This window comes from Pseudomonas sp. NPDC087336 (assembly GCF_044744285.1).
In the GTDB taxonomy this organism is placed as follows: Bacteria; Pseudomonadota; Gammaproteobacteria; order Pseudomonadales; family Pseudomonadaceae; genus Aquipseudomonas.
In genome coordinates this window covers 33106-52038 of record NZ_JBIUYA010000003.1, presented here as the reverse complement: position 1 = coordinate 52038, position 18933 = coordinate 33106, and the positions used below count along the sequence as shown (strand labels likewise).

The window sequence follows — 18933 nt, the reverse complement described above, 5'->3', positions numbered from 1 at the left end:
GGGTGATGTTTGAAATTGGGTTAACCCGCCACGGCCATGGCATGCCGCCGATGATGAACCTCAAGCTGATCCTTGATCACCTTGAGCACCTTGGCTTCATGCTCATGGATAAAGAAATGCCCACCCGCCAGCATGTCCACGGAAAAGCTGCCGTGGGTTTCCTTGCGCCAGCCGATCAACTGCTCGCTGGTGGCGCGGTCGGCCTTGCCGCCGAGCACGTGCACCGGGCATTTGAGCAACGGCCGCTGCAGCGGCTCGAAACGCCCACACAATTGGAAATCGGCGCGCAGTATCGGCAGTGTCAGGCTCATCAGCTCCTGGTTAGCCAGCACTTCTTCGCGGGTGCCGTTCAGGCGGCGCAGTTGCTCGATCAGTTCGGCGTCGGTCTTGGGCTCGGCGAAGCCACGGTCGTAGTCCTCGCGCAGGGTCGGCGCGGCAGTGCCTGAGGCGAACAATGCGACGGGCTCAGGACACCCAAGCGAGCGAAACGCATGGGCCATTTCACAGGCGAGCAATGCGCCGAGGCTATGACCGAACAGGGCATACGGCGCCTTGAGCGTGGTTTTTTGTTCCTGCGCCAGTTGCAGCGCCAGGCGGCGCATGTCGGTGTGCAACGGTTCGCCGAAGCGAGCACCGCGCCCCGGCAGCTCCACGGGCTGCAGCTTGATCCAATCCGGCAGCTTGCGCCGCCAGCGGCTATAGACCATGGCACTCGCGCCCGAATAGGGCAGGCACAGCAATGTCAGCTGGGTCACCGGGCTTACCTCGAAAGTTATCTGTATAGGAGAACGGATGAGCGCCACGGGGAATTAGTCGTGCAGAACCCTGCAGGAGCGAGCATGCTCGCTCCTGCAGGTAATGCTTTATTTCAGATGGCGATAGCTTTGGATCGCGGAACCGAGGACGACCGCCCCCGCCGCAATCGCCAGCCAAAACCCGCTGCGCGCCCCGAACGCATCCACCATCCAACCCGACCCCGCCGCACCGATCGCCACGCCGATGCTCAACCCGGTCACCAGCCAGGTCAGGCCCTCCGTAAGTTTGGCCGGCGGCACGATTTGCTCCACCAAGGCCATGGCGACAATCAGGGTCGGCGCAAAAAACAGCCCGGCGACGAACACCGCCAGGGACAACCCGAGAATGTTCGCCGCCAGTAGCAACGGCAATGTCGTCACCGCCGTCGCGACCCCGCCGTAAAGAAACAGGCGCGCCAGCGGCACTTTCGAACGCAACGCACCGAACGCCAATCCGGCCAGGCACGACCCGATCGCATACACCGACAACACGATACTCGCCGCGGCCGGTTGGCCCTGATGCTGGGCGAAGGCCACGCTCACCACATCCACCACCCCGACGATGGTGCCCATGGCCACCATCAGCAGCATCAGCCACTGAATGTCGCGCGAACGGATGATCGAGCCTTGATGGTGTTCCTCATGGGCATGCACCGGCGGCTCGGTGCTGCGTTGCAACACGAAGGCCGTGACCCCGATCGCCAGCATCAGCAACGCCGCCAATGGCCCGGCCTCGGGGAACGCCACCACGCACAACCCCACCGACAGCGGTGGCCCGACGATAAAGCAGACTTCGTCGAGCACCGACTCCAGGGCATAGGCGGTTTGCAGTTGCGGCTGGCCGCGGTACAACTCGGTCCAACGCGCCCGCACCATCGCTGACATACTCGGCATGCAACCGGCGATCGCGGCGAACACAAACAACGTCCAGTTCGGCGCCTGCAAACGGGTGCAAAGCAACACCAGCAACAATGCCCCGCCTCCGATCAGCGCCGACACCGGCAGGATCCGGCGCTGGCCAAATCGGTCCACCAGCCGCGACACCTGCGGCGCACAAAACGCCGTGGCCAGGGCAAAGGTCGCCGCCACCGCCCCCGCCAAACCGTAGCCGCCCTGTAACTGCGACAGCATGGTGATCAGGCCGATGCCAGTCATGGAAATCGGCATGCGCGCGATCATCCCGGCCAGCACGAAAGCTCTGCTGCCTGGGGCTTTGAACAGCTCGCGGTAAGGGTTTGCCATGGGATCCGGCCTCGATTAGGGCCTGCAAGTTGCCACAAGGCTGGTAGCTGGGAAAGGGCCGATTTGTTGGTTGAATGTGAAGCCCCCTTGTAGGAGCCAGCGGTGCGGCGATCCGACTTGCCGGCGAACCAGGCGCCGCGGTGTACCTGCTACACGCGAAGGGGCCAGCAAAGCCACCATCCAACTCCAGACTAATGTCAACCGCTCAAACCAGTCAGCTATCAAGGTCCTCGATCTATCCCGGAGCCCCGCGCCAATGCCCGACCATCACCCCGAACGCCAAAGCCGTTGACGGGCAGGCAGCCGTCGCCGAATTCACCCTTGAACAGGACCAGGGAAAACTTCCGGAACAACGAACGCGGGCATTTCGTGCAGCACATCGGCGGCACCGGCCTCGACGGTTCGATGCTGCTGATGCCACTGGTGCGCTTCGTCAGCGCCAGGGACCCGCGCTGGCTCGCGACCCTCGACGCCATCGAAAAAACCCGAAGAATTCGACAGCCGGGCACGGCACATGGGCAACACGCCACAGGCGCTGACGCACCTGGCGTTGATCAGCGCGGCGTGTTTTCTGGATCGCAAGCTCAGCGGCGAGAAGAGTAACTGGCAGCCCTGAATGCTACTTGCAGGAGCCCGGCTTGCCGGCGAAGGCGTCCTTGAAAGCGCTTTCGCCGGCAAACCGGGCTCCTACAAGTTCGACGTCCGGCAAGGGTTTTGTGTAGGCCGGCATCCTACATTCAATAAACAAAATGTGACTCCCCCCCCCGAAAATACCCTGTTGCCAGCCATTACATCCCGACCTAACATCCCCGATCAACGGGCACAGCGGAGCTGTCCAACAAAACCCGAATTCAAGGAAAAAGAATGACCCAGCGCATCCACCGCAGCATCAACCTCCCCCTTCGAACCGGCCTGAACCGCAACGAACTGTGGGACGCCCCCGACAAGGGCCTGATCAAATGCTGGGAAGTCGGCCGCCAGCGCGCCGCCCGCTTCCCCGACCTCGCCCATCAATGCCTCGCCGGCGAACTGCCGGTGCTGGGCTGGAAAGGTGGCGTCAACCGCAGCCTGAAAAAGCTGGAGAAATACGGATCCCTCAAGTACCTCGCCCAATGGCAGGGCTTGCGCGGGGAGGATCTGGATGTGGATCTGGGCGAAGAACGGGTGCTGACTTGTTCACGCACGAAAATGGTCGTGACGTTTACCCCGGATCGGACAAAGTATTTCAACCAGATGGCGGAGACGAATGAGTAATCACGCGCAGGCTCAAGACACTACTGGATCTGCTGCAGCGTTAACCGAAAACCGCTCGCGATAAGCCTGCGGCGTCACCCCCATGGCCCGCAGGAAACTGCGGCGCAGGGTTTCTTCGCTGCCGAATCCGCATTGCACGGCCACGCGCTTGATGGGTACGCCGGTATCGCTGAGCAGGCGTCGTGCGGTTTCGACCCGGATCAGCTCGATGGCCCGGGCCGGGGTCTGGCCGGTGTCGGCGCGGTAGTGGCGCACGAAGCTGCGTTCGCTCATTCCGGCCTGGTTGGCCAGCGTTGGAATGCCCAGGTCCTTGCTGAGGTTTTCGCTAATCCAGGCGTGAAGCTCGTCGAAGCGGTTGCCTTCTTTCTGCAAAGACAGGGTCACGCTGAATTGCGACTGGCCGCCAGGGCGCTTCAGGAATACCACCAGCTGCCGGGCCACTTCCAGGGCCATGGTCCGGCCAAGGTCGGCTTCGACCATCGCCAACGCCAGGTCGATACCCGCCGTCACCCCGGCCGAGGTCCAGACCGGACCATCATTGATGAAGATCGGATTGGGCTCGACCTGCAGGCGCGGGTGTTGCTGCGCCAGCTGTTCGCAGCGGGTCCAGTGGGTAACCACGCGCCGGCCATCGAGCCAGCCGCTGGCCGCCAGCAAAAACGCCCCGGTGCACACCGATGCCACCCGCCGGCACATTGCCGCGTGTTCACGAACCCAACTGACCAATGAGGGGTCCTGCGCCGCCGCATAGACGCCCCAGCCGCCGGCGATGATCAAGGTGTCGCTGCCCTGCCCGGGCAAAGGCTCGGCCAGCAACGCCAGGCCCGCCGACGACATCACCGCCCCGCCGCCGCTGGTTATCACCGACGGCGCATACGGTGGCGGCGAACCTTGCTGGCGGGCGATGTCATTGGCTGACGCAAACACCTGCAACGGCCCGGTGACATCGAGCACTTGCACATTGGCGAAGGCGAGCACGTGAATGGTTTTCGGCATTTGGCGTAATTCGTGGGGTGATTGGCGTATACGCCAAATCCTAGGCGCCTACAGTGAAGACGTCCACCCCACTTCAGGAGAAAAACACCATGACCTTGCAGATCGGTTTTCTGTTGTTTCCACAGGTGCAGCAACTCGACCTTACCGGCCCGTACGACGTTCTGGCGTCGCTGCCGGACGTGAAGGTGCACCTGATCTGGAAGGACCTGATGCCCGTCACCGCCAGCACCGGGCTGGTGCTCAAGCCGACCGTTACCTTCGACGACTGCCCGGCGCTGGATGTGATTTGCGTTCCCGGTGGCAGTGGGGTCGGGCCGTTGATGGAGGATGAGCCAACCCTGGCGTTCATCAAGGCCCAGGCCGCCAATGCGCGCTATGTGACGTCGGTGTGCACCGGTGCGTTGGTGCTCGGTGCGGCGGGCCTGCTCAAAGGCAAACGCGCCACCACCCACTGGGCGTATCACGCGTTATTGGCGCCGCTGGGGGCGATTGCGGTGGCGGATCGGGTGGTGCGCGATGGCAATCTGCTGACCGGTGGCGGAATTACCGCAGGCATTGATTTTGCCCTGACCCTGGCCGCTGAGCTGTTCGATCAGGACACCGCCCAGCTGGTGCAACTGCAACTGGAATACGCCCCTGCGCCGCCATTCCAGGCCGGTAGCCCGCAAACGGCGCCCGCCCGTGTGCTGGAGGAAGCTCGCCAACGTGCCGCGAGTTCATTGAAACTGCGCGCGCAAATCACCGAGCGGGCGGCGGCGAAACTCGGCTGACAAATGAATGACTGGCTGCGCGATCCCGTGTTCAAGCAGCCAGGGCATTTATGACGCCCACAAAAAAACCCGCCGAAGCGGGTTCTTCCAAGACCATTACAACTCCCTGTCGTCAGCATCCCTTGCAAATGGCCGATCGTCCATGATCCTGAGAGCACTCCCTGTGCCTCAGTGGATGGGGCCAGAATACGCATAGGATCCAATTTGTAACAGACGACATAGTTGTAACCGCGTGTAAGACATTCGCTATAGCTGTACTGCCATCACTCACTCCCACGCTCGCGGGCCTTGGCGTTTTCAATGAGGAATTGTTCCAGTCGGCTCAATTGCTCTTCCCAGCCACGGCTGTCCATGTAATACGCCTCCTTCTGGCGTATGTCGGGAATGTGAGCGAAACCTGACTCGGAAACCTTGAGCAAGGTGCCGTCTTCGTAATCCTGCAGCTCGAATTTGACCAACGTGGTGGGTTCCTGGGAGTAGTCGATCCTGGGATTCACCGCGTAGGGGTGCCAGCGAAAGGAAAACAGCTGCTGCGGCTCGACCCGCTCGACCAGCACGTTCCACAATACATGTTCATAACCGGGATACGTAACCTGCCCCTGCGTCCACTCGCCGGCGATGAACCGCCGGCCTTCAAGCGCAACGCCGAACCACTGACCGAACGCCTCGGCATCCACCAAAGCGCGCCACACATGGGCGCGGGGCGACTTGAGCATGATTTTGCGTTCAAAACTGTTGGGTACTGGTTTCATACGTCACCTCCTGTAATGAACAACAGTAGGCCTCTAAGACAACATGTCCAGCCTGAAAGTTGTATCAAGCCGCTGTCCGTTGTCGAAATCGCCGCCTTTGCATCGCTACACTGCCCCCCAATTCCCCTGTCACAGCGAGTCTTCCCCATGTACTCACGCTTTCTCCTGGCACTGACACCTTTGCTGTTCACTCCCTTGGCCCAGGCCGCCGACTGCGACAACGCCAGCGACCAGGCCACGATGAACCAGTGCGCAGCGCAGCAGCACGCGACGGCGGACAAGGAGTTGAATGCGCTTTATCAGCAGATCACCGCACGATTGAAGGGCAACCCCGACAGCAGGAAACTGCTGGTGGGCGCACAGCGCTCGTGGATCGGCTTTCGCGATGCCGAGTGCAAGTTTTCGGCGTCCGGGGTGGAGGGTGGGAGTGTTTATCCGCTGATCTACAGCAATTGCGTGACCGAATTGACCAAGGCGCGGGTGGAGACGTTCAAGACTTACCTGAAGTGCCAGGAGGGGGATTTGGGGTGTCCGGTGCCGGGGGTTTGATTGTGCAGTGTTTTTTAGGGCCTCATCGCTGGCAAGCCAGCTCCCACAGGTACCGGGTTGAAACGCGGGTCTGCATTCAACACCAACCACTGTGGGAGCTGGCTCGCCAGCGATAGCGTCAGTTCAGGCGCCGCAATTACCGCACAAAAATCTGCGCCGTAGTGATCGCCATATCCCCACCCGGCAACTTGATCTTGCCCACCTGCTTCAAGCTGTCGGCATCGAAGATCGCCACATCGTTGAAGGTCCCGGCCAGGTAGATCTTGCTGCCGTCCTTGTTGAAGGAAATGCAGTAGTAGGAGTGATCGAGCGTCGCCGCCTGCAGCATTTTTTTCTCCTTGATGTCGTACTTGGCCAAGCGGTTGAGCACGCCAAACATCAGGTTCGGGTCTTTGGGCGAGCGCATGCCGCTAAAGTAGATCTCCGTCAGGGGGCCGAAGTCGGTGGTTTCGGTCTTGCCGGTCTTCAGGTCGACACTGAACAGGCCGTACAGGTATTGCGCGGTCGCCGGGTCCTGCTTCTTGTCCTTGAATTTCGCCGCGGTGTAGAGCAGCGAAAAATCATGCCGGTAGGTTTGCTGGTTCCACACGTAGAGCACGTCCGGCGCGCTGTAGTTTGGGCGTTTCCAGTGACGGCTGGGGATCAGCACGTCGAACTTGCCGGTTTGCACATTGACCTTGTAGATATCCGCCCCGGCCACGTACAGCGTGCCGTCGTCACCGCTCTGCATGATGGTCAGCTGGCGCGGTGCGGGGAAACTGCGCACCGGCTTGGCGTCCATGCCGGCGTCGGTCTTGTACACGTCGAGCCGTGGCTGCTGCACTTCGTAGCGATCGTTCATCATCAGCGTTGGATTGGCGATGGTGTACAGCTCCTTGCCGTCATGGCTGACGGTGAAGGCGAACATGGACTTGGCTTTCTCCCCCGGTTTCTGCGTGATGCTGGCGTGGAACACCTGCTTGCAGCTGTCCAGCTCGACGCCGTAGACATCCGCGTAGTGGTTGTTCAGCACGTAGGCGGTCTTGCGGTCCGGCGACAATTGCACGCTGCCAGGACCGAAGGCGTCGGGCATCTTGCAGGTCTTGTACAAGGTGTCGGTGGCCAGGTCGATCACGTGCAGGTTGTTCGGGTAATTGGTGGTCACCATGTATTCGTGACCGGTTTGAAGTGCGGTGCTTTCATCGGCCAGGACACTGACCGCATAACTGCTGAGGACGGCGAACGCGGCCAGGCCGCAGGCTTTGATGCTGTGCATGCTGGAATCCTTCTTGTTATCTGATCACTTGTCTTTCGGGAAGACAGTGCCGAGGTTGCGCCAGTTGTCATTGGACGCCTGGGCATCCTTGTTCCAGTCCGGGTAGGTGCTCATCATGTCCGGCACCTGGGCCGGCCACCAGCACGGATCGGAGCAGCCATACAGATCGGCTTCCATCGGCTGGCACAGCGACGACACACCGCCAAACGCATCGATTTCCCAACCCGGGTCGGTGGTCGACGCGCAGCCCGCCACGGAGCTCATCGCCACCACTTCTTCAATGCGGTTTTCATCCGCGGCCTGATCCAGCTTCAACGCTTTGTTATTGATTGCCTTGAGATGTTTCATATCAGTGAGCCTTGCGCGGAGTGATGTAGCTGCTGATGAACGCAGGGTTATGGGCCATGATCCGGGTGTAGACCTCGATGCCGAAGTCGACCCAGTCACGCATCAGTTCGCAATAGTGATAGGTCGGGTGTGTTGGGTCGCCGTAGCGGGCGTAGCTCTCGTGGTAGCAGCCGCCGGAGCACAGGTTGCGGATCTGGCAGTCTTCGCAGCCGGTATTGGTGCGGTCCAGGCGCTGGGACAGGAAGTCGTTCAACTCCACTTGTTTCACACCGCTGTGCACATTGCCGAAGGTCGGCAGGCTCGAACCGGTAAAGCGGTGGCACAGGTTCAGCTCGCCCTTGTGATCCACCGCCAGCATCTTCAGGCCCGCGCCGCATGGCAGGGCTTTCTTGTGGCCTTCATGGATGTCGGTGATCAGCTGGTGCAGGTTGGAGAAACCGATGTTGCGGTGCTCCAATGCGGCTTCCAGATAACGGCGACCCAGTGCCTTCATGTTGGCGAACACCTGCACCAGTTCATCGCTGGTGAGGTTGAAGCTGCTGATGTCGCCGGAGGTCACCGGGGCAAAGCCGACTTCGGCGAAACCCAGTTCGTTGAACAGGTGGTCCCAGATGGTTTCGACGTCGGTGACGCCGGTGGTCAGGGTCACCCGCGCGCCCACCGGACGGCTGTTGTAGCGCGACAGCAGCATCTGGGCCTTGCGCCGCACCACGTCGTAGGTGCCCTGCCCGCCCACGGTAATGCGGTTGCGGTCGTGCACGGTTTTCGGCCCGTCGATGCTCACTGACAAGCCAAAGCGGTGGGCGTTGAGGTAGTCCACGGTTTCTTCGGTGAGCAGCGTGGCGTTGGTGGTCATGACGAATTCGACGAACTTGCCGGCCTCGGCAAACCGCTTTTCACAATAGTCGACCATGTACTCGATCAGCTTGCGATTGCTCAGCGGCTCTCCACCAAAAAACACAACCGTAAACCGCTCTTCGTCCGGGGATTCACGCAGCAGCATCTCCACGGAGGCGATCGCCGTTTCGACGTCCATTTTCTTGCCCGCCGACGGCTTGTCGAGGTCTTCCTTGTAGCAGTAGGTGCAGCTCAGGTTGCAGCCGGTGTTGACGTTGAGCACCACGGTATTGATCGCGGTGCGCTCGACGCGCTTGGTGGCGATGTCCGGGGTCAGCGGCGAGCCGTCGCTGACCAGTTCCAGGGCCATCAGCTCGCGCAGGGTCTCGGTGATTTCCTCGCCGTTGAAACGCGCGGCGAGGCGCTGGATCAGGTCGTCCGACGAACAGCCCGGGCCGCGCAAGGTATCGATGATGGTCCCGGTCAGTTCATCGCTGGCGAACAGCGAACTGCTGGGGATGTGAAACAGCATGCGGTCGGCATCGACCTGCACTTCGTGCAGGTTGCGTTCGACCAGATTCAAGATAGCGCCCATTGCCAACCTCCTGTGCAGGCCCCGGTTCAGGGGCTTGCGATCATTCCGAAAAAGTGTCTGAAGCTCTGGCGTTCAGTTCACTCAAGGAATGGGTGGATTGTTCCAGCGTTGCACGGTCACGATCATGTGGCCTTCGCCGGTCAGGGATTTCCCTGCGTCGTCGACGGCGGCGATCACCTTGAGGTTGCCGGCATTGTTGGTGGACATTTTGCGCGCCGGGTTCGGCCCGGCATCGCCCGGGGTGAACACGCCCGCGTCGGCCTGCATGGTGCCGGCGAACTTGACGTCTTCGTCTTCCTTGGCGCGATCATCGAAGGCCTCGACCTTCCACTGCGCCGGGAACACGCCGATGCGATACGGCTTGCCATCGGTGCCCTTGCCCCAGGCTTCGGCATCGAAACGGCCCTGCACTTTCGGCGTCGAACCACCGCCATCGCCGATCCGCGCCACCGAGAATTCCGGTATCACCTTGACCTGGTCGATCTTGCTGTAGACCGACAGGCTCGGGCCTTTCAGCGTGCCGACGGTGACCGCGCGCAAGCCCGGTTGGGCATTGGCAGCGGCCTTGAGCTTGACCTTGATTCGTTCCGGACTCTGCTCGACGACTTCAAGCACTTCCACGCCTTTGCCGAAGTTCGGCTTGCCGCTCAGGCCGCTGCCGATCAGGGTGACTTCGCTTTCGCTGCCGGCCTTCACATAACCCGGCTGCACCGCCAGCAAACGCTGGGAACCCTGCTTGGCGGCGACGAAGTCCAGTCCACGCTCATCATGCTCGGCCTCGAACATCCGGCCCTGCATGGCGTTGCCCTGGGCGGCGAACACCTGGCGCATGGTCACGCCGTCGATATTCACATTGCCGCGCCATTCGTAGCCGGTATAGAGAATCGCACTGCCGTCACCGTTGAACGGCGTGCCATCGGCGTATTGGCCTTTGACGCTGACCTTGAAGGTGTCGCTGCCATCGGCGCTCACGCTCATCACACCGGCCAGTTCACCTTTGCCCGGCAAGTGACCACTGAAGCTCCAGTCACCCACCAGCGCCTCGCTTTTGGGTGCGGTGCTCAGCCATTTTTTCCAGGCCGGGTTGTCCAACGGATAGCGCTTGGCCAACAGCGGCACCATCTCCTTGCGGGCCAGGTCGAACCAGTCGCGGTCGCGGGACAGCGCCTGGTATTCCAGGGACGGCCATTGGCCGAGGTGGAAGTTCACCAGGCGCTCCCACTCCTGGGCCGGACGCCGTTGCAGGGCGACCCGTGCACCGGAGTGGCAGCGGCCGCACATCTGGCTGTGCTGGTCGTCGAACTGCTCGACGGTGTTGAGCCGGCGCTCCAGCGCATAACGCACGCCGTCGGTTTCGCTGGGCGCCAGGCCCTGGGTGTCGGCCAGGTACTTGACCAGCGTGCGGCGATCCTCATCGCTGATCTGCAAACCGTGCATGGTCTGCATCCGCGCGATGCTCATCAGCCAGCCTTCCGGCGTCTTGCGCTGATGGCTGATGCGGCTCAGGGCGTTATCGGCTTCTGGGGTATGACAGCCCTGACAGGTTTCCTTGAGGATGGTCTGGGCGTCGCGGGCTGCCAGGCTGTGAGGCGAATGCAGGGCCACGCAAGCTGCGATGGCCAGCAGACTGGCGCTCATGCCTGAACGGAGTTTTCTCTTCATCAACGTCGAACCTCGCACGGTGCTTTCTTATTTTTGTGGCTTTTCGTTTTCCGGGTTTCTGCCGCCGGCGGCAAGCCGCTGACGGAGGCAGGAGAAACGTCTGCGATGAGCAATACACGGAGCGTGCCAGCTTGTGAATATCTCGATTAATCAATGATTTGAGGGTAATGATCAGATTTTTTCCGGGGCCGCCATCCGGGTTACACGTTTAAATTCGCGACAAGTGTTGCAACCTGAGACAAGCACAGCGCCTACAGGGCGAGGTGTTGCGAATGTCTCACGCCGTCGCAAATTGCGACGTTTGTCGATGTCATTTGCGATTTGGAAAAGGGCTGCCGAACCCGTCGAATCAAGCCCTCCCCCCAAAAAACCACAACTGGCACAGCCATTGCGAAAGACCTCGCCACACGAACAAGACGAGGTTTCATCATGTCGCTTCCCAACCTGCTTCCCGCCACTTCGGCATTTATCCAGCGCGCCCCGCGCATGCTCATCGGTGGCGACTGGGTCGAGGCCGCCGACGGCCAGACCATGCCCTTGCACAACCCCGCCACCGGTGAAGTGCTGTGCGTGGTGCCACGGGCCACACCGGAAGATGTCGACCGCGCAGTATTGGCCGCCCGCCAGGCGTTCGATGACTCGGCCTGGACCCGCACCCGCCCCCGGGAGCGGCAGAACCTGTTGTGGAAACTGGCCGACCTGATGCAGCGCGACGCCGAGCTCCTGGCGCAACTGGAATGCCTGAACAACGGCAAAAGCGCCGCCGTCGCCCAGGTGATGGACGTGCAGTTGTCCATCGACTTCCTGCGCTACATGGCCGGTTGGGCGACCAAGATCGAAGGCTCCACGGTCGACGTTTCGGCACCACTGATGCCCAACGACCAGTTCCACAGTTTCATCCGCCGCGAAGCGGTGGGTGTGGTCGGCGCCATCGTCGCCTGGAACTTCCCGCTGCTGCTGGCCTGCTGGAAACTCGGCCCGGCCCTGGCCACCGGTTGCACCGTGGTGCTCAAACCCGCCGACGAAACCCCGCTTACCGCATTGAAACTCGCCGAGCTGGTCCTTGAGGCCGGTTACCCCGAGGGCGTGTTCAACGTGGTCACCGGCACCGGCATCACCGCAGGCTCGGCGTTGACTCAAAACCCGTTGGTGGACAAGCTGACCTTCACCGGCTCGACCGCCGTGGGCAAGCAGATCGGCAAGATCGCCATGGATTCCATGACCCGGGTCACCCTGGAACTGGGCGGCAAATCGCCGACCATCGTGATGGCCGATGCCGACCTGAAGACCGCCGCGGCCGGTGCCGCCAGCGCGATTTTCTTCAACCAGGGCCAGGTCTGCTGCGCCGGCTCGCGCCTGTATGTGCAGCGCAAGCATTTTGACAATGTGGTGGCGGACATCAGCGATATCGCCAACGCCATGAAACTGGGTAACGGCCTGGACCCGAGCGTCGAGATGGGCCCGTTGATTTCCGCGCGCCAGCAGGCGCGGGTCTACGGCTACATCGAAAAGGGCCGCGAAAGCGGCGCGACCATCGCCTGCGGTGGCGAGCAGTTCGGGCCGGGCTTTTTCGTCAAGCCGACGGTGATCGTCGACGTCGATCAAAAGCATTCGCTGGTGCAGGAAGAAATCTTCGGCCCGGTGCTGGTGGCGATTCCCTTCGATGACGAAGCCGATGCACTGCGCATGGCCAATGACAGCCCTTATGGGCTGGGCGCGAGCATCTGGTCCAATGACCTGGCGGCGGTGCACCGGATGATCCCGCGGATCAAGTCCGGCTCAGTGTGGGTCAACTGCCACAGTGCCCTGGACCCGGCGTTGCCTTTTGGTGGCTACAAGATGTCGGGGGTCGGGCGCGAGATGGGGTATGCGGCGATCGAGCATTACACCGAGTTGAAGTCGGTGTTGATCAAGCTGTAATAGCGGCGACCTTTCGGCCGCCATCGCGGGCAAGCCCGCTCCCACAGGTTTTTGTTGTGTAGCTGCAATCTTCGGCATCACACAAATCACTGTGGGAGCGGGCTTGCCCGCGATAGGGCCAGATCAGTCACCACAATTCAGGGCTTGAACCCCTGAGCCAACAACCAGCTCCTGACCATCCGCCCCTGCTCCACCGTCAATCCCGCCAACACCTGCTCCGCCGGCTCACGGCACATTAACCGCCGCACCAACGGCGCCAACTCCACCCCCTGCACATGCCAGATCCCCAACGGCTGATCCGCGGTGATCACCACCTCGGCCTCATCGACAAACCCGTCACGCAGCACCGGCGCACGCTCGATTTTCAGCGCATTGAAATCCGCCTCGGCATGGGCCACCTCGGTATCCGGCCATTGCCGCCGCGCCTGCCAGAATGGTTGAGCCAGCCAGCGCTGTTCATCGGCATAAAAATCCCGACCTATCCGTGCAAACCGCAGAAACAGCTGCTCTACCCGCTGTTGATGAAAACGCCAGGCCAGCGCCGCGCGCTCGGGTTTACGCAGCAGGGTGTTGATCACCGTCGGCGCCTGCAGCGCCGAGGACAGGGATTGAAAGATGCCGTTGCCCGACAACGGATCGACTGCCATCGCCGCGTCGCCGACCCGAATCCAGTTGTCACCGCACACCTGCGGGCTGAGAATCGCCGTGCTGCTGCGGGCGTGCAGTTGCAAATCTACCTCCGGGTCTTCGCCGAAAAACGCCTGGGCGAACAACGATGCCTGGCGCCGCTGTCGACAGTACTCGAGCAGTCGGGCTTTGCCCGGCAGAGCGGCGCTGGCCACGTCCACGGTCCATTGCCAATAACACTGGCCGTCGGCCCGCCGCGCCATCCAGGCCCAGCCGTCCTCGAGGCTTTCCACGGCGCTGGCGGTGGTGCCCGGCGCCCCTTGCCAGCGATTGAGCAGGCTGACCGTCTCCGGCCCGCGCAAGCCTTTGCCGAGGGCAGGTGCCTGGCGGCCGCGGGCTTCCACCAGAAAGTCTGCAACCACTGACTGGTCACCGTCCATCTCGATTCGATGACCGCCCGCGAGTGCCTGAACCGACAACACCCGACCTTCGATCAGCTCAACCCCGGCCAGGCGCAACGCTTCGCGCAGGCCGCGATCGAAAGTCGGACGGTCGAGCAGGAACTCGACGTTTTGCGCGTGCTGCTGGCCGTTCCAGTTCACCTGCCGTTGCGAGGGTAACACTGCATCTGACAGCGCCTGATGCAGCCCGACGCCGCGCAACGCCTCCAGCACTCGCTGGGAAACACCTTCGAGGGCGGCAAAGCGGCGCCATTCGCTGACCACCGTGACCGCATACCCCAGTCGCCGCAGCCCCAGGGCTACCGCCGCGCCCGCGGGCCCTGCGCCCAGGACCACTATCGAGGTCATGGCCCTACACGCCGTTCGGGGCCGCGATACCGGGCGTTTTTCTGCAAATACTCAATGATCCGCTCGTTGCTCGCCTCAGGCTGTGCCTCCAGAAAAGCCGCGATGTGCCCGCTTAAAGCCGCACAACCGAGACTGGCGCCGGACTGCCCCGGATAAGTGCCATGCACGCACGCGGCGAAATCCGCCTGGGCACTGTCGAGCCATGACCATTCGAGTTCGGCGCAGCGCGCATCGCCGGTCACCCGCAGCACCTGTGGGTAATTCGCCGGAAACACCCCTTCACCCTGGGCCGGGCTGGAGGCGCAAAGCAGCACACCCCGCTCCACGGCCGCCGCACAAGCGCTGCGCAACAAGCTGCGATCCTGACGCAGGCCCAGGCTCAGATTGATCAAGCGCACGTCCTGCGCCACCAGCCAGTCGATGGCCGTTGCGATCTGCAAGGCGCTGGTCACCCCGCGCCGGTCGAACACTTGTGCCACGCAAAACAGGGCCGAGGGTGCACGCCGGCCGATGGCTTCGATCACCGCGCTGCCATGGCCCAGCGGATCATCACGCAAGTCGCTTTCAACCAAGCCATCTTCCACCAGGGAAAAACGCCGGCCGGCGAGGACTTGCACCCGTTGCGCCGCCGAGTGACCGCTGTCCACTACACCTATTCGCAGCTCAGGCTTCATGCAGCACCGTTTTCAACACCAGTACGCCGTCGAGCAATTCAAAGCGCAGGTCGGCATCGGCCAGGGTCGAGGGGCGATGGCTGATGAGGATGCGCGTACGCCCGGCAAACAGCCGATCTATAGCTTCGATCACTTCGCGCTCGGTGGCTTCGTCCACCGCCGAAGTGGCCTCGTCGAGCACCAGGATCAGCGGGTCCTGCAACAAGGCGCGGGCAATGGCGATGCGTTGTTTCTGCCCGCCGGACAACTGCTGGCCGCGCTCCCCCAACGGGCTGTCGAGGCCCTCGGGCAGGGTCGCGATCAGGCTGTCGAGTTGCGCCAGCCGCGCGACTTCGGCGATTGCTTCACGGCTGGCGTCCGGCACGGCGTAGGCCAGGTTATCGGCCAGGCTGCCGCGAAACAGCACGATGTCCTGGCTGACCACGGCAATGCGCCGACGCAACTCGAACAGGTCGAGTTCGCGCACATCCACGTCCCCCAGCAGCACCCGCCCGGACTGCGGGTCGTGGTGGCGTTGCAGCAGATCGATCAGGGTCGACTTGCCGACCCCGGAGCCGCCGCTCAGGGCGACTTTCAAACCGTAGGGAATCCGCGCCTCGATGCCGCGCAGGGTGGTCGGACGACCGGGATGGCTGAAGTGCACGTCATCGAAGCGCAGCTCGCCAGAGCTCGGCATCGCTTTCGGTGCTTCGGGTGTCAGTACGGTCGCTTCTTCGCCGCGCAGCTCCATCACCCGCCCTAGGCTGACAGTCATGCGCTGAATCGCCACATAAAGCCCAAGCAGACTTTGAACCGGCCCGACGGCCATGCCCAGGTACGTGGAAAAGGCGATCAGCGCACCCAACTGCCAGGTGCCCTGCACCACCCAATAACCGCCAATCAGGAACGCACAGGCGCGCGACAGCGAAGTCAGCGTGCCCGGCACCGCCTGGGTGAAAAACTCGGTGACCTGCAGGCGCAGCAACTGGCTCATGTAGCCCTGGCCCAGACTCTCCAGCCGGCGCGCCTCGCGCTGTTGCTGGCCGGCGGACTGGATGAACTTCATCACCGGCAACGTCTCGACCATGAACGACGACATGTCCGCCGAGCGTTCACGCAACTGCCGCACATCGCGCTCGACCTTGCGCCGCATCCAGCGCAGCCAGAGCACGTCGAGGGGAATCAGCACCAACGCCAGCAGCGACAGCTTCCATGACAGCGTCAGCAGCATGGCCACGGCAACCACCAGGCCGATCACGCTGGACACCGCCGAGAACAACGAATCCACGGCAAAGCGCTGGATCTCCGCCACGTCGCCATCGAGACGCGACATCAGGTCGCCGATGCGCCGCTGGCCGTAGAAGCTCGGCGACAGGGTCTGCAAATGCCGATACAGATCATCGCGCAGGGCAAACAGCATGCGCCCCGACAAGCGCGTGTGCAGGTAACGATTGATCCCGGACAACGCCGTGCCGAGCAATCCCGCGACGATCATCAGCCCGGCGATCAGTACCAGCATCGGGAAGTTGCGCGCCAGCAGGCCATCGTCGATCAGCAACTTGGTCAGCCACGGCTGCACCAGGACCAACGCCGAGGCGCAGACCGACAGGCCCAGCAGCCCGGCAATCGCCAGGCGGTGCGGGCGCACGAAGCTGTACAGCCAGCGCAACGCGGCTTGCAGGGCCTCGGGGTTCTGGCTGTCGATCAGCCGCACGATCAGGCGCTGCATCACGGGCGCAACTGCTTGAGCTTGCGATACAGGGTGGCGCGGCTGATGCCCAGGGCGTCGGCCGCGGCCGAGACGTTGCCCTGGTGGCTGTCCAGGGACTGGCGGATCATCTCCAGTTCGTTTTCCCGGATACTGCCGGCCTGGGGTCGTTCGCCGGCGTTGAGCTCGTCGAGCATGCTGTCGGGCAAGTGGTCGAGGGTGAGCACGGTGTCCCCCGGTTCGCGCATGGCCAGCGCGGTGCGCAGGACCATCTCCAGTTGCCGGATGTTGCCCGGCCAGTGATAGCCCTCGAGCAAGTGGTTCAAGTCGTCGTGCAGGACCACGTTCGGCGCGTCGAGCCTGGCCAGCAGTCGGCCGACCAGCGCACTGAAATCCTCGCGTTCGCGCAGCGCCGGGAGCATCACGCTGATGCCGTTGACCCGGTAGAACAGGTCTTCGCGAAAGTGCTTGTCCTGCACCAGGCGCTTGAGGTCGCGGTGGGTGGCGCAGATCAGCGCGACGTCGATGTCCTGCTCTTCGCCGGCGCCCAGTGGTGCGACCTTGCGGTCCTGTAACACACGCAGCAGGCGCGCCTGCAAGGCCAGCGGCATGTCGCCGATTTCATCGAGAAACAAGGTGCCGCCGTGGGCTTGTTGCAGGCGGCCGACCATCCCGCCCCGGCGCGAACCGGTGAACGCGCCCTCGCGGTAGCCGAACAGTTCCGACTCGATCAGGCCTTCGGGGATCGCCGCGCAGTTGACCGCGACGAAAGGTTTGTCGCAGCGGCTGCCGGCCATGTGCAGGGCGCGGGCAATGACTTCTTTACCGGTGCCGGTTTCACCCAGCAACAATACCGGCAACTGGTTGGCCAGGCCTTGTCGGGCCATGCGCAGGGCACGGGCATACCGGGCGTTGCTGCCGGCCAGGGACTCAAGGTCCGGTTGTGCCTTCGCGGTTTTTGCCGGGCTGCGTGGCGGAGTTCCGACGTTAAGGGTTCGCTGCGGCGCGCGCAGGGTCTTATAGAAGAACTCGCCTTTGGCGGTCTGTAGGCTGCCGACGCCGCCCTGGTGAAGGCGTGCCAGCAATTGCAGGCCATCGACCCCGAGAAACTCTTCGCAGCGCCGCCCCACCAGCGCCGAACGCTCGGCATGCAACAACTGACAGGCCTGGGCGCTGACCGCGAGAATCTGCCCGCCCAGGCTCACCGCCAGCAGGCCCTGCCACGGCGATTCGAGGTACTGGCGACGACTGTGGAACGCCAGGACGATTTCGTCCGGATAGCTTGAGTTGAAGACGCGGCTCTCGATCTGGCTGACGGCCATGGCCAGCAGCGCGGTGCTGTCGTGGGCGCGGCCCAGCGGGCCTTCGCGGGTCAGGTCGAGAACGCCGAGGATGTCGCCCTGGGGGCAATGAATCGGCACCGAGGTGCAGGAAAAATCACTGAGGCGATCCAGGTAATGTTCGCCGCAATCGATCAGGGTTGGCCGGGCTTCGACCAGTGCCGTGCCCAGGGCGTTGGTGCCGCGGGCGGCTTCGCTCCAGCAGGCGCCGAGGGTAATGTCTTGCAGGCCACTGCCCTTGAGGCGGTCGGCGCGACCTTCGACGGCGAGGATCGTGGCGTCGGAGTTGGCGAGGATGATCAGCCCTTCCTTGCCCTGGCGTTCGGCCAGGTAATCGATCGCCGGCAACGCCGCATCGATCAGCAGGCGATTGCTCGCCAGCAACACGTCAACGCTGGCACTCGATTCCAGCGCCAGCTCGTGCTTGGCATTAAAGTGCACGCCATGGCTGAGGCTGCGCCGCCAGGAGGCATCGATTTCCGCGCGCAGGACGCCGTCCGGGACTTCGCCTTCCAGGTGCAGTTTTTCCCGGGCCAGCCGGGCTTCGCGGTGCAATTTGGGGGAGTTTGTTTTTATTAGCGTCATCAAGCGCTCCGGGTCGTCCGCCCTGCGCCTTTTTGTAACGGCGCCCTGCCGCAATGTTTACGTTAACGTCAGGGCTATGGCAAGTGCCTTACGGCGCTTGTGTTCCGGCAGGTGGATCGCGTTAACGTTCATCGCGAGCAGGCTCGCTCCCACAGTGGTTGGCAATATAAAAAAAGGGAGGGCATCCATTGCCCTCCCTTCCTCTGTTTACGCTGACTGCGACACTACTGACCAGGA

16 protein-coding genes and 1 pseudogene are annotated in these 18933 nt (G+C 62.6%); 5 read left to right on the top strand and 12 right to left on the bottom strand.

Annotated elements, in window-relative coordinates:
- Window positions 1-20 precede the first annotated feature (20 nt).
- A complete protein-coding gene (locus ACIO0C_RS04010; protein WP_401308131.1) occupies window positions 21-755 on the bottom strand; it encodes a thioesterase II family protein in 735 nt (244 codons plus the stop codon).
- A gap of 108 nt (window positions 756-863) precedes the next feature.
- Window positions 864-2036 (bottom strand): MFS transporter, encoded by a 1173-nt coding sequence (locus ACIO0C_RS04005; protein ID WP_401308128.1) that lies wholly within the window; start codon window positions 2034-2036, stop codon window positions 864-866.
- A 303-nt stretch (window positions 2037-2339) separates the two neighbouring features.
- Between ACIO0C_RS04005 and ACIO0C_RS04000 the strand changes: the two are divergent.
- Window positions 2340-2652 (top strand): annotated as a pseudogene (locus ACIO0C_RS04000) (glycoside hydrolase family 15 protein); the annotation flags it as partial.
- 248 nt (window positions 2653-2900) lie between these two features.
- Complete coding sequence (locus ACIO0C_RS03995) at window positions 2901-3290, top strand: hypothetical protein (RefSeq protein ID WP_401308126.1); 390 nt, start codon at window positions 2901-2903, stop codon at window positions 3288-3290.
- A 12-nt stretch (window positions 3291-3302) separates the two neighbouring features.
- Here the strand turns inward: ACIO0C_RS03995 and ACIO0C_RS03990 are convergent, their stop codons facing one another.
- The gene (locus ACIO0C_RS03990) at window positions 3303-4286 is read right to left on the bottom strand and encodes a GlxA family transcriptional regulator (protein ID WP_401308124.1); all 984 of its coding nucleotides are present in this window, start codon (window positions 4284-4286) and stop codon (window positions 3303-3305) included.
- 89 nt (window positions 4287-4375) lie between these two features.
- Here ACIO0C_RS03990 and inhA point away from each other — a divergent pair, with 89 nt between their 5' ends.
- On the top strand, window positions 4376-5056 hold the full coding sequence (inhA, locus tag ACIO0C_RS03985) for an isonitrile hydratase (protein WP_401308121.1): 681 nt from the start codon (window positions 4376-4378) through the stop codon (window positions 5054-5056).
- A 263-nt stretch (window positions 5057-5319) separates the two neighbouring features.
- Here inhA and ACIO0C_RS03980 read toward each other — a convergent pair whose 3' ends face one another.
- Window positions 5320-5808: an SRPBCC family protein gene (locus ACIO0C_RS03980; RefSeq protein WP_401308119.1), complete on the bottom strand. Its 489-nt coding sequence runs from the start codon at window positions 5806-5808 to the stop codon at window positions 5320-5322.
- A gap of 147 nt (window positions 5809-5955) precedes the next feature.
- Between ACIO0C_RS03980 and ACIO0C_RS03975 the strand changes: the two genes are divergently transcribed.
- Window positions 5956-6357, top strand: a complete 402-nt coding sequence (locus ACIO0C_RS03975) for a lysozyme inhibitor LprI family protein (protein WP_401308117.1) — start codon at window positions 5956-5958, stop codon at window positions 6355-6357.
- A 136-nt stretch (window positions 6358-6493) separates the two neighbouring features.
- On the opposite strand, the gene peaD is transcribed toward ACIO0C_RS03975, so the two are convergent.
- The 4 genes from peaD to peaA all read right to left on the bottom strand — a co-directional run bounded on the left by peaD (window position 6494) and on the right by peaA (window position 11054).
- Complete coding sequence (gene peaD / locus ACIO0C_RS03970; protein ID WP_401308114.1) at window positions 6494-7612, bottom strand: quinohemoprotein amine dehydrogenase subunit beta; 1119 nt, start codon at window positions 7610-7612, stop codon at window positions 6494-6496.
- 24 nt (window positions 7613-7636) lie between these two features.
- Complete coding sequence (qhpC, locus tag ACIO0C_RS03965; protein ID WP_008016081.1) at window positions 7637-7960, bottom strand: quinohemoprotein amine dehydrogenase subunit gamma; 324 nt, start codon at window positions 7958-7960, stop codon at window positions 7637-7639.
- 1 nt (window position 7961) lies between these two features.
- Complete coding sequence (gene peaB / locus ACIO0C_RS03960) at window positions 7962-9392, bottom strand: quinohemoprotein amine dehydrogenase maturation protein (RefSeq protein ID WP_401308111.1); 1431 nt, start codon at window positions 9390-9392, stop codon at window positions 7962-7964.
- 81 nt (window positions 9393-9473) lie between these two features.
- Window positions 9474-11054, bottom strand: coding sequence for a quinohemoprotein amine dehydrogenase subunit alpha (gene peaA, locus ACIO0C_RS03955; protein WP_401308109.1), 1581 nt, complete (start codon window positions 11052-11054; stop codon window positions 9474-9476).
- Between the two features lie 429 nt (window positions 11055-11483).
- Between peaA and ACIO0C_RS03950 the strand changes: the two genes are divergently transcribed.
- A complete protein-coding gene (locus ACIO0C_RS03950; RefSeq protein ID WP_180203686.1) occupies window positions 11484-12974 on the top strand; it encodes an aldehyde dehydrogenase in 1491 nt (496 codons plus the stop codon).
- 137 nt (window positions 12975-13111) lie between these two features.
- Here ACIO0C_RS03950 and ACIO0C_RS03945 read toward each other — a convergent pair whose 3' ends face one another.
- From ACIO0C_RS03945 to ACIO0C_RS03930, 4 genes are read right to left on the bottom strand one after another with little or no spacing between them, the layout of a single operon-like run.
- Window positions 13112-14410 (bottom strand): FAD-dependent monooxygenase, encoded by a 1299-nt coding sequence (locus ACIO0C_RS03945; protein ID WP_401308106.1) that lies wholly within the window; start codon window positions 14408-14410, stop codon window positions 13112-13114.
- A complete protein-coding gene (locus ACIO0C_RS03940; RefSeq protein WP_401308103.1) occupies window positions 14407-15084 on the bottom strand; it encodes a S8 family serine peptidase in 678 nt (225 codons plus the stop codon). The genes ACIO0C_RS03945 and ACIO0C_RS03940 overlap by 4 nt, the downstream gene beginning before the upstream one ends.
- Entirely contained in the window at window positions 15074-16792 is a 1719-nt protein-coding gene (locus ACIO0C_RS03935; protein WP_401308560.1) for an ABC transporter ATP-binding protein, read from the bottom strand. The genes ACIO0C_RS03940 and ACIO0C_RS03935 overlap by 11 nt, the downstream gene beginning before the upstream one ends.
- Window positions 16792-18696: a sigma-54-dependent Fis family transcriptional regulator gene (locus ACIO0C_RS03930; RefSeq protein WP_401308101.1), complete on the bottom strand. Its 1905-nt coding sequence runs from the start codon at window positions 18694-18696 to the stop codon at window positions 16792-16794. The genes ACIO0C_RS03935 and ACIO0C_RS03930 overlap by 1 nt, the downstream gene beginning before the upstream one ends.
- Window positions 18697-18933 lie beyond the last annotated feature (237 nt).